Source organism: Roseobacter sp. N2S, assembly GCF_031454055.1.
In the GTDB taxonomy this organism is placed as follows: Bacteria; Pseudomonadota; Alphaproteobacteria; order Rhodobacterales; family Rhodobacteraceae; genus Amylibacter.
In genome coordinates, this window is sequence record NZ_JAVDQB010000002.1 from 629,941 (window position 1) to 643,889 (window position 13,949).

Annotated in this window: 15 protein-coding genes and 1 pseudogene; 5 read left to right on the forward strand and 11 right to left on the reverse strand. The window is 55.9% G+C overall.

Translation table 11 applies throughout. The features are described from left to right. Position 1: 1 nt before the first annotated feature. The 5 genes from GGE09_RS08810 to GGE09_RS08830 form a co-directional block, all read right to left on the reverse strand. Complete coding sequence (locus tag GGE09_RS08810; protein ID WP_309745735.1) at positions 2-769, reverse strand: HpcH/HpaI aldolase/citrate lyase family protein; 768 nt, start codon at positions 767-769, stop codon at positions 2-4. A gap of 11 nt (positions 770-780) precedes the next feature. Then, entirely contained in the window at positions 781-1,581 is an 801-nt protein-coding gene (gene hpaH / locus GGE09_RS08815) for a 2-oxo-hept-4-ene-1,7-dioate hydratase (RefSeq protein WP_309745736.1), read from the reverse strand. After that, complete coding sequence (locus GGE09_RS08820; RefSeq protein WP_309745737.1) at positions 1,578-2,432, reverse strand: fumarylacetoacetate hydrolase family protein; 855 nt, start codon at positions 2,430-2,432, stop codon at positions 1,578-1,580. Before GGE09_RS08820 ends, hpaH begins: the two co-directional genes overlap by 4 nt. A gap of 147 nt (positions 2,433-2,579) precedes the next feature. Next, positions 2,580-3,614, reverse strand: a complete 1,035-nt coding sequence (locus tag GGE09_RS08825; RefSeq protein ID WP_309745738.1) for an LLM class flavin-dependent oxidoreductase — start codon at positions 3,612-3,614, stop codon at positions 2,580-2,582. A 45-nt stretch (positions 3,615-3,659) separates the two neighbouring features. Next, positions 3,660-4,181 (reverse strand): flavin reductase family protein, encoded by a 522-nt coding sequence (locus GGE09_RS08830; protein WP_309745739.1) that lies wholly within the window; start codon positions 4,179-4,181, stop codon positions 3,660-3,662. Between the two features lie 109 nt (positions 4,182-4,290). Here GGE09_RS08830 and GGE09_RS08835 point away from each other — a divergent pair, with 109 nt between their 5' ends. Together GGE09_RS08835 and argE are read left to right on the forward strand one after the other, a co-directional pair. Continuing rightward, positions 4,291-5,124 (forward strand): LysR family transcriptional regulator, encoded by an 834-nt coding sequence (locus GGE09_RS08835; protein ID WP_309745740.1) that lies wholly within the window; start codon positions 4,291-4,293, stop codon positions 5,122-5,124. A 90-nt stretch (positions 5,125-5,214) separates the two neighbouring features. Further along, positions 5,215-6,384, forward strand: a complete 1,170-nt coding sequence (argE, locus tag GGE09_RS08840) for an acetylornithine deacetylase (protein WP_309745741.1) — start codon at positions 5,215-5,217, stop codon at positions 6,382-6,384. 37 nt (positions 6,385-6,421) lie between these two features. On the opposite strand, the gene GGE09_RS08845 is transcribed toward argE, so the two are convergent. Then, positions 6,422-7,099 (reverse strand): DUF1028 domain-containing protein, encoded by a 678-nt coding sequence (locus GGE09_RS08845; RefSeq protein ID WP_309745742.1) that lies wholly within the window; start codon positions 7,097-7,099, stop codon positions 6,422-6,424. A gap of 229 nt (positions 7,100-7,328) precedes the next feature. Then, the gene (locus tag GGE09_RS08850) at positions 7,329-8,015 is read right to left on the reverse strand and encodes a winged helix-turn-helix domain-containing protein (protein ID WP_309745743.1); all 687 of its coding nucleotides are present in this window, start codon (positions 8,013-8,015) and stop codon (positions 7,329-7,331) included. A gap of 71 nt (positions 8,016-8,086) precedes the next feature. Between GGE09_RS08850 and GGE09_RS08855 the strand changes: the two genes are divergently transcribed. Together GGE09_RS08855 and GGE09_RS08860 are read left to right on the forward strand one after the other, a co-directional pair. Next, entirely contained in the window at positions 8,087-8,413 is a 327-nt protein-coding gene (locus GGE09_RS08855) for an NIPSNAP family protein (protein WP_309745744.1), read from the forward strand. Beyond that, positions 8,410-8,754, forward strand: a complete 345-nt coding sequence (locus tag GGE09_RS08860; RefSeq protein ID WP_309745745.1) for an antibiotic biosynthesis monooxygenase — start codon at positions 8,410-8,412, stop codon at positions 8,752-8,754. The genes GGE09_RS08855 and GGE09_RS08860 overlap by 4 nt, the downstream gene beginning before the upstream one ends. Positions 8,755-8,789: 35 nt before the next feature. Here GGE09_RS08860 and GGE09_RS08865 read toward each other — a convergent pair whose 3' ends face one another. From GGE09_RS08865 to kynA, 4 genes and pseudogenes are all read right to left on the reverse strand, one after another. Beyond that, positions 8,790-9,950, reverse strand: a complete 1,161-nt coding sequence (locus tag GGE09_RS08865) for a LysR substrate-binding domain-containing protein (RefSeq protein WP_309745746.1) — start codon at positions 9,948-9,950, stop codon at positions 8,790-8,792. Then, a pseudogene (locus GGE09_RS08870) lies at positions 9,947-10,489 on the reverse strand (SRPBCC family protein); the annotation flags it as partial. The gene GGE09_RS08865 and the pseudogene GGE09_RS08870, both read right to left, overlap by 4 nt. A gap of 46 nt (positions 10,490-10,535) precedes the next feature. Next, a complete protein-coding gene (locus GGE09_RS08875; RefSeq protein WP_309745747.1) occupies positions 10,536-10,763 on the reverse strand; it encodes a hypothetical protein in 228 nt (75 codons plus the stop codon). A 128-nt stretch (positions 10,764-10,891) separates the two neighbouring features. Then, positions 10,892-11,734 (reverse strand): tryptophan 2,3-dioxygenase, encoded by an 843-nt coding sequence (gene kynA, locus GGE09_RS08880; RefSeq protein ID WP_405048538.1) that lies wholly within the window; start codon positions 11,732-11,734, stop codon positions 10,892-10,894. A gap of 300 nt (positions 11,735-12,034) precedes the next feature. On the opposite strand from kynA, the gene typA reads away from it, so the two are divergent. Then, positions 12,035-13,858 carry a translational GTPase TypA gene (gene typA, locus GGE09_RS08885; RefSeq protein ID WP_309745749.1) on the forward strand — a complete coding sequence of 608 codons (1,824 nt, stop codon included), beginning with the start codon at positions 12,035-12,037 and terminating at the stop codon, positions 13,856-13,858. Positions 13,859-13,949 lie beyond the last annotated feature (91 nt).

Here is a 13,949-nt window from a genome sequence, read left to right on the forward strand (position 1 = left end):
ATCAGTCCTTATAGGCCGCCGCAGTTTTGCGCAGGCCTGTCGCCAAGGTTAATGCGTCCACCGCAACGGCGGCAAAATTCGCACCCCATCCGATGGCTTTGCGGGCGAATTCCGGGTCCACACACATGATGCCAGCCGCCTTACCCGACGCGCGAATGCGCTTAACAGCATCCTCCATCGCCGCCTGAACCTCTGGCGCATCCGGATTGCCCAGATACCCCATATCCGCCGCCAGATCGGCAGGCCCGATAAACACCGCATCCACGCCCTCAACCGCCAGAATATCATCAAGGTTATCCAGCGCCCGCTGGGCCTCGACCTGAACAATCAAACACATCTGCCCGTTGGCCGTGGTGGTGTAATCCGCAATCCCCATCCAGCCAGAGGCCCGACCAAGGGCCGCCCCGACCCCGCGCACGCCTTCGGGTGCATAGCGCATTGCCCGCACCATCGCCTGCGCTTGGTCGCCGGTTTCCACCATGGGCACCATGACAGTTTGCGCGCCCGCATCCAGAACCTGCTTGATGATCCAGTCTTCGCCCACAGGCACACGCACAATCACCTCAGAGTCCGAGTTTTGCAACGCGCCGATCTGATTTGAAATCTGGGTGATCCCGTTGGGGCCATGTTCACCGTCAATCAGCAGCCAGTCAAATCCAGCCGTGCCCGCAATTTCGGCCGCATAGGGATCAACCAGTCCCAGCCAACAGCCGGTTTGCAACTGACCCGCCGCCAGTTTTTGCTTTAATGTATTCACAGGTGCCGCCATAGGAGTGGTCCTTATTCAAATGAGATTTCAACCCGCCCGAAATCGGCGTAATCGGCGACAAAGTGACTTCCCGCAGGGGCTTCGATAGGGCGAATGAACGATCCAGACAAGACCACATCGCCGCCCCGCAAGCCTCGGCCATACTCTGCCAGACGTTGAACCAGCCAAACCATGCCCATAACAGGATCGTTCAGAACACCCGCCCCCAAGCCGGTTTCCTCGACCGTATCACCGCGCGACACAATTGCACCAACCCAACCTAAATCAAAAACATCAGGCGCATGACGTTCATTTCCCAGCACTATTCCTGCATTCGCCGCATTATCCGCAATTGTATCAAATACCTTACGGGCCACACCGGTTTCAGGGTCTTTGCGCAAAATACGCGTGTCCAGAATTTCAAGCGCTGGGGCCACATATTTCGTGGCCGCCAAAACATCCGCTCGGGTAACATTCTTGCCAGACAGATCATCGCGCAAGATAAAGGCAATCTCGGCTTCAATCCGTGGTTCGATAAAACGCCCCTTTGGAACCCTGCTGCCGCTGTCAAAAAACATATCCTCAAACAGCACGCCACTGTCTGGAATATCAATGCCCAGCGCCATCTGCATCGCCCGACTGGTCAGACCGATTTTCCAGCCCTTAACACAGCCACCTGCGGCCAGTTTCGCTGCAACAAAGGCGTCCTGAACGGCATAGGCATCTTCCATGGAAATATCGGGGTAAACCACCGACAGGACACCCGTTTGCACGCGGGTATTCTCGGCGTTCACCAGTGCTACAGCGGCAGCTTTGATCTGATCGGGGGTCATTCGTCCACCACGCCATTGCGCAAAATTCCGATGCCTTCAACTTCCACTTCGATCACATCACCGGGCTTCAGGAACTTGGGCGGATCAAACCGCGCACCAGCACCCGTTGGCGTTCCCGTCACAATCACATCGCCCGGCACCAAAGTGGTAAATGTCGAAATATAGGCGATTTGTTCCGCATGGGGAAACATCATCCGGCTGGTGCGATCACTTTGGCGCACCTCACCGTTCACCCGCGTTTCCAGCTTGATATCAAGCAGCTGCGATGGGTCCTTAAACGGAACCAACCAAGGGCCAATCGCCCCCGAGCCGTCAAAATTCTTGCCCTGCGTTACGTTAAACTTGGCATGGCGCACCCAATCGCGCAACGTGCCCTCGTTACAAATCGACAGCGCGGCAATGTGGTCCAGCGCATCCTCTTTCGCAATATGCCGCCCGCCTTTGCCGATAACAATCACCACCTCGCCTTCATAATCCAACTGATCCGAGGCTTTGGGCCGCGTCAAAGCCACGTCATGCCCAACAAAAGACCGCGCAAAACGGGGAAACAGCGACATATGTTTCGGCGCTTCCTGCCCGTCTTTATACTCTGCGTTGCGATCGGGATAATTTACCCCGACACACAGTATTTTCTCTGGCCGTGGAATGGGAATCTCATAGACAAACGTGCCATCCGCATGGGTCACATCCAGCCCGTTTGCCGCAGTCTCCAAGGCATCAAACCCGTCATTTTCAATCACTTCACGCAGGCTCGGCCATTGGGGAAAAACAGGGGACAAAGCAATCATCCCGCCCGCCCCAACTGCCCCGTAAAACGCCGCACCATCAACCGAATAGCTTGCAAACTTCATAGCTTCATCCCCGCCAGTTCCATTTTGCCAGCACAATAGTCGATAACACGTTAACTATCAACCCAAAACAAATCCACTCCCGCGCAAGGCTTCAAAGTTCCCAAAATACTCAAAAAACGGGCAAAAACTGACACCCCAAAAACGAACTCAGGCAAATTCCGGCATAACTTCGTCGATGAACAGTTGCAGGGACCGTTTCTGGTTTTCCATCCCCAACCCCATTGAGGCATAATACAAGAATCCATCCACCCCCAGTGCTTCGTAGGACTTCAGTTTAGTCACCACCTCTTCAGGGCTGCCAAACATCAGGTTTTCCTCTAGCATGGCGGGGTCCACCCGCGCGTTTCCCTCGAGCTCTGTCAGCGGGACAGGATCGGGAAAGCCGTTTTCCACCGCGCCGCGCTGCATCATCAGGTTGCCGAACTGGCTTAACACAGCGCGGATCGCGCTGAGCGCCGCTTGCCGATCCGCCTCGGTATTATAGACAGCCGTGTGGCGCATAGTGGTGAATTTCCCCGTGTAATTCGGGTTCAACCGCGCCTTAGAATCCTCTAGCCGATCTTTATAGGACTCCAGTTCGCTGATCGGCATGGTCAGGGGCCAAGACATGATATTGTGGTTGTTTTCTACTGCATAATCATAGGTGATCGGCGCACGGGCGGCCACCCATACGGGCACATCTTGCTGCACGGGCTTGGGGCAGGACGTGGCCTTGGGAAACTGCCAATACGCGCCGTTGTGTTCCACATCCCCTTTCCACAATGCCTGCACCACAGGCAGCATTTCCTGCATGTACTTGTAGCTGTCCTTTTGATCCAGCCCCGGCTTCATCCGGTCAAATTCCCGCTGATACGCCCCTGACCCGATGCCGAATTCCAGCCGCCCGCCTGACAGTAAATCCAGCATGGCAGCCTCGCCTGCCAGATTGATCGGGTGCCAGTAGGCGGCGTTCACAACCCCTGCCCCAAGGCGGATGTTTTCTGTGTGATCCGCCCACCATGTCATCAATTGGAACGGGTTCGGCGCGATGGTCATTTCCAGCGCATGGTGTTCGGCGGCCCAAGCCACCTCAAACCCGGCGTGATCGGCCATTTTCACCATTTCAAGCGTGTGATCCCGCACTTCTGCCATAGAGGTCTGCGCGGTCATCCGTTCCAAATTGATTGCAAGATGAAATTTCATAACCATTTCCTTTCGTGGGATAAATTGGTTTGTTTGGGGGGCTGGTCACACATCCGTCTGGCCGTGACTAAATTCCCCAAACTTGCCGTCAAAATAGACCAAAGGCGGCGCGGCATCCGTTCCCGCCCAGGTCACCCGTCCGAAAAAGGCAATATGGCTGCCGCTTGGCACCGCCTGATCCACATCACAGGAAAAACTGGTGCAATCTTCGATATGGGGCGCGGCCCAATCCGAATGAGCCACCTGTTCAAACCGATCCGCGACCTGCAAATCATCGCTGCCAGCAAAACGCAGGGCAGTTTCGATCCCATCGCGGGGCAGCACACAGACGGCAAAACACCCGTTTTCCCCCACAGCCTTTGCGATGCGACTGTCGCTGCGCAAACAGACCATCACTGTCGGCGGGTCTGCCGAAACCGAGGTAAACGCACTGACGGTCGCACCGTGTTTTCCCGCAGGGCCATTGCTTGTAACAACCGTTACCGTAGACGCCACATGCCGCATAGCCGTAATAAAAACATCACGCGCAACCGTTTGTGGGGGGGAGGGTTTAACAGGTTTCAACATTGCCGCGTCCTTGCTTTGACTGCTTCTACAAGTGTTATCCCGCGATTCTTTCTATTTGAAAAACGAATTTATCTGCATATAAAGTTCGAAAAAATCGAACTGACAAACCATGAACCTAATAAACCTGCAAAACTTTCTGTCGATTGTGGAAACCGGCAGCCTGATCCGCACCTCCGAGCGGATGAACGTGACCCAATCCACTGTCACCGCGCGTCTGAAAACCCTAGAGGACGAACTGGGTCAAACCCTGTTCCTGCGCCATAAAACCGGCGCGACCCTAACCGCCAGCGGGGTAAAACTGCGCCGCTATGCGCAGGTGATGGTTGAGTTGTGGAACCAGGCCAGACAAGAAACCGCAATGCCGGACGGAATGGACGCGGTGTGTAATTTTGGCTGTCATTCCGACCTGCGGGGCGGAATGGGGCAGCATTTTCTTGAAAGCCTGCGCCACAGCAGCCCGCGCGTGGCGGTGACGGCGTGGTCAGGCTCTGGCGCTGATCTGGCCCGCTGGCTGGATGCGGGGCTGGTGGATATTGCACTAACCTACCAGCCTGCGACACAACAGGGCTATCGCCTGTACAATTTGCCCGACGACAGATTGACCCTTATCAGCACAATACCCGACAGCCCGCTGCGCTTTGATCCGAACTATATTTTTGTTGAGGGCGGCGAGGAATTCGGGCGCGATCACGCAGCCTTTTACGCCGATGCCGATGTGGCTCGGCTGTCTTTTGGCAATGCCGATTGGGCGCTCGATCATATTCTGGCCAATGGGGGCACGGCCTATCTGCCATTGCGACTGGCCCAGCCCCATGTGAAATCAGGGCAGTTGCATATCATTGCCGAGGCACCGCAATTCGCGCGCAAGACCTATTTGATTGTAAACGAAAAAGCCGCTGCTGATTGGGACTGGCTACCGCCTTTGATAACCACATTACAGTGAAACCCGCCCAAACGGATCGGGTCACGTCTGGTAATTCTGGATCAGAGGTTTAAGGGAGAGGGAACGACATCATAGCCCTAGGGACGCCTTATGAACACCATCGACATCCTCGAAAAACTGATTGCCTTTGACACAACCTCGGCCAATCCCAACCTAGAGCTGATTGAATGGTGCGCCGATCTGTTGCGCGATGTGGGCGCCGATGTGACGCTGATCCCTGATGACACAGGCCATAAAGCCAATCTGTTCGCCACCATCGGCCCTGTGGGAAAACCCGGCGTGCTATTGTCTGGTCACACCGATGTGGTGCCGGTTGCTGGGCAAGACTGGACCAAGCCGCCGTTTCAGTTGACCCATGCGGATGATCGTTATTACGGGCGTGGCACCTGTGACATGAAGGGTTTTGTAGCCAGCGCCTTGGCCGCAGCCCTGAAGGCCAGCGCGCAAGAGCTGACCACACCACTGCACCTGGCCCTGTCCTATGACGAGGAAATCGGCTGTATCGGGGTGCGCAGCCTGATCGAGATGTTGGAATCCGCACCGTTTCGCCCCGCCATGTGTATTGTGGGCGAACCGACCAATATGCAGGTCGCTGTCGGGCACAAGGGCAAGACCGCTGCTAAGGCGATCTGTCTGGGGCGCGAGGGTCATTCCGCGCTGGCCCCCCAAGCGGTAAACGCAATCTATCTGGCCACCGATCTGATCAACGAGATCCGCCGCATTCAGGACCGACTGGCCGCAACAGGCGCGCAGGATTTTGACTATGACGTGCCCTATACCACCCTGCATGTGGGGTTGATCAACGCGGGTGTCGCGCTGAACATCGTACCGAACCGCTGCGAAGTAACCTTTGAAGTGCGCAATCTGGCCGAAAACGATCCGGTTGCCCTGATGGATGAAATCAAAGAGCGGGCCGAAGAAATTGCCGAACGCGCCCGCGTCATTGCCCCTGAAGCGGCCATCGAAATCGAAATGACAGCAAATACCTACCCCGGCCTTGCCACTCCGGAGGACGGGGTGGTTGTGGCCTTTGTAAAATCGCTTCTGGGCGCCAATGACACGATGAAAGTGGCGTTTGGCACTGAAGGCGGGCTGTTTTCATCCCGCGTGGGCATACCCACAGTGGTTTGTGGCCCGGGCAGCATGGCACAGGGGCATAAGCCCGATGAATTTGTCAGTGCCGATCAACTGGCCAAATGTGACCAGATGCTAGTGGCCTTGGTAGATCGGCTGGTCGAAGGCCTACCCGTTTCAGACTAAGCCACAGCAACATGTTTATACCCTTGTAACGTCTGGTTTATTCATCCCCCGGAACGCCGTACGACGGGGCCGCCAAAGGATCGACCGCACGGTTGGTGTAATCCTGCATTTGCGGTTCATACTCCGTCCACAGGCGGCGCAACTCTGTGATTGGGGCGGTTTCGTGCCAATCCACCCGCAAATCCACCAGCGGCCAAGGGTGTTCATGGGCCACCAAAAGGGCAGCGGAATGGACGGGGCCTTCCTCGCCCCCGCTGGCAAGACCGGCTTCAAGGGCGGACAGCAGGCGTTCGGGCAACGTCAGGTCAGGATGGGCGGCAAAGTGATCCACCATAATCTGCGGCAACTCGGCTGATTTCAGCAGATTGCCTGCGGCCACAACCCCCTGCCCGATAGCCGTTCCGTTGGTGCCAAGCGTATTGCCCCCCGAAAACAGCGCGGTGTTGCCTTTGGTATCCACCACAGCAACTTGACGGAATTCGGGGTGAGGTTCACGGTCCATCACCGAGGTCAGCGCTGTATCAGGCGCATCCCCTGACTGCACCCAATCCAGCACATCCGGCCCGATTTGCGGGTTGGTCACATTCTGGCTGGCAACCGCCCCGACGCCCGCCCGCACATGGGGACACCGAGATCCCACCGCAATCGAAGAGGTGGTGATCGCAACGCCCACCATATTGGTGCGCGGGCAAAAAGCCGTAATGGAAAAAGTCATAGGCACTCCGTCAGGGATAGAGGTCAGGGGTAGGAACGATAGTATCGGCCCGAGGGTGATAAACTGTTGCAGGTTTTCTTGGCCATTTGCGACAATCTGTTGGGAAATGGCGTTTCAGTGGCAAAAGACTGCCTGTTTTTAGGGGAATGATAGGATCTGCGGCGGCTTTGATCTTGGCGGGCGTCAGGTTTTGGATATTTGACCCAAAAAGAGCCTGCGCTGTTCGGGATTACCTACCCTGTTCAAAGGTGGCACGAAAGGCCGCTTCGCCGTTGGGTGTGAAATGAATGATCCGTGTGTCGGGCAATCGACGGGCCCAGCCTATATCTGTGATATGGGTCAGGATTGCGGTGCCCAAACTGCCAGCTAGGTGTGACCTGCGCGCAGACCAGTCCAGACAGGATTTGCACAGGGGGCGGCGGGGTCGTTCTATGGCGGCAAAGTCAAGACCCATTTGGGTAAACCGCTCTGCGCCCCTTGGGCTGAGCTGCAAATCCGCGGGTTCCCCCGTGATCCAGCCATTGGCGCGAAGACCGTCGTACAGTGCCACACCCAGTTCGCCTGCCAGGTGGTTGTAGCAGATGCGGGCTTTGCGCAGGGCGGGGTCTTTGGGGCCGGTGCGGGTACGGGTCAATCCCCGTTTGGCGGCCAGCGCCATGATGTTTTCCAGCAATGCACCCACCTCATCGTCTGCCAGCGTGAAATATTTATGGCGGCCTTGTTTGCGCGGTGAAATCAGGCGCGCCGCATCGAGTTTGGCCAGATGGGCGCTGGCAGTTTGCAGTGTTATACCCGCCTCGGAGGCCAGTTCGGACGCGGTCAATGCCTTGCCCGACATCAATGCGGTCAACATATTCGCGCGTGCAGGATCACCGATCAACGCGCCGATCAAGGATATATCGGGGCCTTCTTTCATAGTTCGACCCTAGGCGAAGCATTAAACCCAATCAAGGGGCTAAAAGGGGGCATCAACCAAAGGAGCCGACCATGATCACCTGTTTTATCCGCTATCACATCGACCCGACAAAAAAGGAACAATTCACCCAATATGCCCGAAATTGGGGCGAAGCCATCCCGCGTTGTGGCGCGGATCTGATCGGATATTTCGCCCCCCATGAGGGATCCAGCACACTGGCTTACGGGGTTTATTCCATCGAAAACCTTGCGGCATATGAGGCATACCGCGCCCGTTTAAGTGCGGACCCTTTGGGGCGGGAGAATTATGAATTTGCCCAGAAAGAGAAGTTTCTATTGCGCGAAGATCGAACTTTCCTGAAGCTGGCCTCTGCACCACATGGGGAGGGGTCTAGATGATCGCGGTTATATTCGAAGTTATTCCAGCAGAGGGACGCAAGGCCGAATATCTGGGCATTGCAGCAGCGATGCGGCCACTTCTGGAGGACGTTGAGGGGTTTATCTCGGTGGAGCGGTTTCAAAGCCTGACCGATCCGGACAAGCTGTTATCCCTGTCGTTTTTCGAAGATGAAGCCGCCGTTGAACGCTGGCGTGCCCTGTCTGCCCATCGTGGCGCGCAAGCCAAAGGGCGCGGCGGTGTGTTCACAGATTATCGCCTAAGGGTGGCCCATGTGCTAAGGGACTACGGGCTGACAGATCGGGATGAAGCCCCGCAGGACAGCCGCGCGGCCCATGATTAAACGACCAGAAAAGCAGTGGCGCGATCTGGCACGGTTTAGGAAAACAGTTCCTTGCAAACGGAGATAAACGGTTGCGCCGCCGCAGGCAAATGGGCGCCCCGTTTGGTAGCAAGGACCGTATGAGAGGGCCGGGTGGAGGCGGGCAACGGACGGGTCACCAGCGCGTGCCCGTCATAGCTGAGGTTGCTGGCGGGTTTGGTGGCAAGGATGGAAAACCCAAGCCCCTGCCCCACCATCCCACGCACCATTTCATAGGACGGACAGTGGTATTTCACCTGCGGCGTCAGATGTTGGGCGGCAAAAATCGACAGGAAATAATCCGCCGTGGGCGGGGCATCCAGCAGCACCATCGGATGTTTGGTCAGGGTTTCCAGCGTCAGGTTCGGCTCGCTTGCAAGCGGGTGGTTTTCCGCCAGTAAAATATAGGGATTCATCGTAGCCAGCGGCGTGGTTACAATATCGTCAGGCAGGTCGATATCGTACATTAAGGCAAGGTCAATATCGCCTGCACGCAACCCTTCGATTAGGCGGCGATGATCGCCGTCCATCAGGCGCAAATCGGTGCTGTCATCCTTGGCGAATTCGCCGATAATACGGGGCACCACAAAGGGGCCAAAGGTATGAAAACAGCCAATCCGCAGGGCCGTATCCGATTGTGAGGTGGCAAATGTGGTCACCGGATCAATGCGAATGGTCCGCCCGTAGGCGCGGTTGGCATAGATCAGCGGGGTGCCACGACTTGCGGTGAAAATATCCTGCACCTCGCCGACAAAAACATGGTGGGTGCCGATGCGTTCTGCGCTGATGACCTTGCAGTCAAAGGCGACCAACGGGTCCACCACACGGGGCGCGCCGGTTTCCATCGGGGCCCAGTCTGCACATTCGAATTTATCGGCGAATTCCTTGCGAAAACGCCCTGCAAATGTATCAGAGATAAACGACTGATCATCGCGCAGCAGGTTCACGCAGAAGTTGCCGTTTTCAAGAATCAGCGGGGCTGCGCTGGCCTCGTGATGGACACAAACCAGCAAGGTAGGTTTGGGCGAATCCGCCGAGACCGAGGTCATCGCTGAAACAGTCACCCCGCCCCTGCCCGCCGTGCCATCTGTGGTGACGATATTGACCGTGCAAGCGGCGTGGGACATGCCGCCCAGAAAGGCTTCGCGCAGTTGTGGGTCGGGGGTGTATTCGGTCACGGGGCACCTGTTTGTATTCGGGAATTCAGATAAGTCGCGAAATCATAGTTCGGTCGTTCCAGATGGGAAAGGTGCCCGGGTGCGGCCAATTGGGCGCACAGCCCACGGTAAACCTTTTCGGTGCAGCCGCGATCCTCGACGTTGACGGTATCTAGCAGGGTTTTTAGCGCGATGAAATGCTGTTGGGCTTCCGCATCCTGTTCCCAGTCCTGCGACATGCCACCGCCAAAATTGATCCGCACCTTACCCACGCCTTCGGGGTGCAGGGACAGATACCAGAAATATCCGGGCGTCAGTGTGATCAACAGGCTTGGATAAGTCGCCAACAGCCATGTGGTGCGCCGCATTTCCCGCTTAAATCGTGTGTTGTCAGGATGGGCCAGCGCAATTTTCAGCCCGTCGTCTTTCAGGATCGTATGATAGTTAAACGCGGGCAATCCGGGCGGGTAGATCATGCCTTCCAGCTTGGACAGGCCACCGATGGTACCTGCGTGACAGACTGGCAGATGGTAACTTTCCTTAAAGTCCTCGGCCAGCACCGTCAGGAAATCCAGCTGCCTAATCCACAAAAAGGACCCGGGCCCCTTATTCCGTTACTGTTTTTTCTGACAAGACCGTGCTGATCTGGTTCCCCACATCCGTAGTACCGTCCACCGTCAGGGCAACAATAATGCCACCGACCACTGCCATGGTGGCGGTCAGAACGACCCAGTCCACTGTCACGGCGCCGTCTTCGGCAGTGATCCAGCGTTTCAACTGATCATAAGGGCGGACTCCCTGCGCCCACGCGCAAGCGTTACCGTGTTTTACCATTTTTCTGCCTCTCAATTTGCCGCCGAAAGCTCGTCCCAATCGTTGGCAGTACGCTACACAGTATGCGACCCCTAAGGTATTTCTGCGGCAAAATATGGCGAAACTAAGGTATTTCACCAGCAGGCGCTTTAAAGGACTGTCCGCACCGACCAAAGCTCTGGAAACAGTTCCACCTTCAGCATATTTTGCAAATAGGTGACGCCCCCCGTGCCGCCCGTGCCCTTTTTATTGCCGATAATGCGTTCAACAGTTGTGACGTGGTTGAACCGCCAGCGGCGGAAATAATCTTCGAAATCCACCAGCTTTTCGGCCAGTTCATAGGCCTGCCAATATTTTTGCGGATGCTGATAGATTTCTTTCCATACCGCCTGCACCCCGTCCGAATGGGGCAGCTTCACGGAGACATCCCGCTCCAATACCTCAGTTGGCACATTGAACCCCTGCTCTGACAGATGGCGCAGCACCACATCATAGAGGCTTGGCTTTTGCAACTCGGCGACCAAGGCCGCGTGCAAATCAACCCTGTGGGCGTGGGGTTTTAGCATGGTGTGATTGCGGTTTCCCACGATATATTCCACCAGACGATATTGGTGGGATTGAAACCCTGATGACTGCCCCAATGCATCGCGAAACGCGGTGTATTCCGACGGCGTCATCGTGCGCAAAACATCCCAAGCCGAATTCAACTGCTCAAAAATCCGCGCCACACGGGTCAGCATCTTGAACGCAGGGCGGGTTTCATTGCGCGCAATCAAATCCCGCGCTGCATTTAATTCATAAATCGCCAGCCGCAACCAGATTTCCGAGGCTTGGTGCTGTACGATAAACAACATCTCGTCATGGGCGTCCGACAATGGGTGCTGGGCGGTCAGAATTGCATCCAACCCCAGATAATCCGTGTAAGACATTTTATCCGCAAACGACAAAGTCGCCCCCTCGGTGGGATTTTTCGGATCAGACGACATAATCATACCTCTTTTAAATCTTCATCACTTTTGTATCGCCTAAGCAAAACTTTGCAACGCAAACACGGTCCGTTCCTTTGAATAACGCACGGAATCCAACAACATACCGCGCCAATTCCAACACAGAGCGCCCCTGCCACCCCCTGCTCTTTTTGTTTAAAAAATATCCTCGGGGGGAGCGGCCGCGCCGCGAGGGGCAGAAAGCCCCTATTTGCTTGGCTGAATCGAAAGTTAAACCTAGCCATTCCTGAATAAACCCTGTAATGCCGCGCCAAACCCCTTATTTTCCGACACAGGCGCTTCTTAATGGAACTTAGAAATATCGCGATCATCGCGCACGTTGACCATGGTAAAACAACCCTCGTTGACGAGCTGCTGAAACAGTCAGGTGCATTCCGCGCCAATCAGGCTGTGGCCGAACGGGCTATGGACAGCAACGATCTGGAACGCGAGCGTGGCATCACCATTCTGGCGAAAGCCACATCCGTTGAATGGAAAGGCACCCGCATCAACATCGTGGACACCCCAGGCCACGCCGATTTCGGCGGCGAGGTAGAGCGGATTCTTTCCATGGTAGACGGTGTTGTCCTGCTGGTAGATGCTGCCGAAGGCCCGATGCCGCAAACAAAATTTGTGACTTCCAAAGCACTGGCCCTTGGGTTGCGTCCCATTGTTGTGTTGAACAAAGTTGACAAACAAGACGCTGAACCGGACCGCGCGCTGGACGAATGTTTCGACCTTTTCGCCAGCCTTGGTGCCGATGACGAACAGTTGGATTTCCCCTCCATGTACGCGTCAGGCCGCTCTGGCTGGGCCGACATGGAACTGGACGGCCCCCGTCAAGACCTGTCCGCGCTATTCGACCTGATCCTGAAGCACGTTCCTACACCAAAACAACTGGCGAAAATGGACGAGCCATTTTCGATGCTGGCAGTAACCTTGGGCGCTGACCCGTTCATCGGCCGCGTTCTGACAGGCCGTGTTGAAAGTGGCACGCTGAAAACAGGCGAGACCGTTAAGGCGCTGAGCCGTGACGGCACACAAATCGAAAGCTTCCGCGCCACCAAGATCATGGCGTTCCGCGGCCTTGCCCAACAGCCTATTGATATGGCCGAAGCAGGCGATATCGTCACCCTTGCAGGCATGACCAAAGCCACCGTGGCCGACACAATTTGCGCCACATCCGTGACCGAAGCAATCGCCGCCCAGCCTATCGACCCACCCACGATTTCTGTAACTTTCGGCATCAATGACAGCCCTTTAGCGGGTCGCGATGGTAAAAAAGTGCAATCTCGTGTGATCCGTGACCGTCTGATGAAAGAGGCAGAAACCAACGTTGCGATCCGCGTGACCGACTCTGAAGGCGGCGAAGCCTTTGATGTTGCGGGTCGTGGCGAATTGCAAATGGGTGTTCTGATCGAGAACATGCGTCGCGAAGGCTTCGAACTGTCGATCTCCCGTCCGAAAGTTCTGTTTCGTGAAATCGACGGCGTTCGTTGCGAACCTATCGAAGAAGTAACCATTGATGTGGATGACGAATATTCCGGTGCTGTGATCGAAAAAATCACCGGCGCGCGCAAAGGTGATATGACCGAGATGAAACCGGCTGGTGCTGGCAAAACACGGATCATCGCCCATGTGCCATCCCGCGGTTTGATCGGGTATCACGGCGAATTCCTGACAGACACACGCGGCACAGGCGTTTTGAACCGCGTGTTCCACGAGTGGGCACCGCATAAAGGCCCAATCCCGGGTCGTCGTGCTGGCGTTCTGATCTCGATGGAAAACGGCACTTCGGTCGCCTTTGCACTGTGGAAACTGGAAGACCGCGGCAAATTCTTTATCGGCGCACAAGAAGCGGTTTACACGGGCATGATCATTGGCGAACATTCCCGCGAAAACGATCTGGAAGTGAACCCGCTGAAAGGCAAACAGCTGACCAACGTTCGTGCATCAGGCACCGACGAGGCTGTGCGTCTGACCACCCCTGTCACCCTGTCTTTGGAGCAAGCGATTGCCTATATCGACACGGACGAGCTGGTCGAAGTGACGCCAAATGCGATCCGTTTGCGCAAAATCCATCTGGACCCGCATGAACGCAAACGCGCGGCGAAATCTTACAACGGTTAAGGTTCAGGCCTTTCTGCAAGATGTGATCAAGAGGCGGGTTTTCCTGCCTCTTTTTCGTTTGGGCGGTTGAATTGATGGGTTTGCTCGCGGC

Coding starts and splice junctions, on each gene's coding strand:
- GGE09_RS08810 (WP_309745735.1), bottom strand. CDS start 769: ATGGCGGCACCTGTGAATACATTAAAGCAAAAACTGGCGGCGGGTCAG.
- hpaH (WP_309745736.1), bottom strand. CDS start 1,581: ATGACCCCCGATCAGATCAAAGCTGCCGCTGTAGCACTGGTGAACGCC.
- GGE09_RS08820 (WP_309745737.1), bottom strand. CDS start 2,432: ATGAAGTTTGCAAGCTATTCGGTTGATGGTGCGGCGTTTTACGGGGCA.
- GGE09_RS08825 (WP_309745738.1), bottom strand. CDS start 3,614: ATGAAATTTCATCTTGCAATCAATTTGGAACGGATGACCGCGCAGACC.
- GGE09_RS08830 (WP_309745739.1), bottom strand. CDS start 4,181: ATGTTGAAACCTGTTAAACCCTCCCCCCCACAAACGGTTGCGCGTGAT.
- GGE09_RS08835 (WP_309745740.1), top strand. CDS start 4,291: ATGAACCTAATAAACCTGCAAAACTTTCTGTCGATTGTGGAAACCGGC.
- argE (WP_309745741.1), top strand. CDS start 5,215: ATGAACACCATCGACATCCTCGAAAAACTGATTGCCTTTGACACAACC.
- GGE09_RS08845 (WP_309745742.1), bottom strand. CDS start 7,099: ATGACTTTTTCCATTACGGCTTTTTGCCCGCGCACCAATATGGTGGGC.
- GGE09_RS08850 (WP_309745743.1), bottom strand. CDS start 8,015: ATGAAAGAAGGCCCCGATATATCCTTGATCGGCGCGTTGATCGGTGAT.
- GGE09_RS08855 (WP_309745744.1), top strand. CDS start 8,087: ATGATCACCTGTTTTATCCGCTATCACATCGACCCGACAAAAAAGGAA.
- GGE09_RS08860 (WP_309745745.1), top strand. CDS start 8,410: ATGATCGCGGTTATATTCGAAGTTATTCCAGCAGAGGGACGCAAGGCC.
- GGE09_RS08875 (WP_309745747.1), bottom strand. CDS start 10,763: ATGGTAAAACACGGTAACGCTTGCGCGTGGGCGCAGGGAGTCCGCCCT.
- kynA (WP_405048538.1), bottom strand. CDS start 11,734: ATGATTATGTCGTCTGATCCGAAAAATCCCACCGAGGGGGCGACTTTG.
- typA (WP_309745749.1), top strand. CDS start 12,035: ATGGAACTTAGAAATATCGCGATCATCGCGCACGTTGACCATGGTAAA.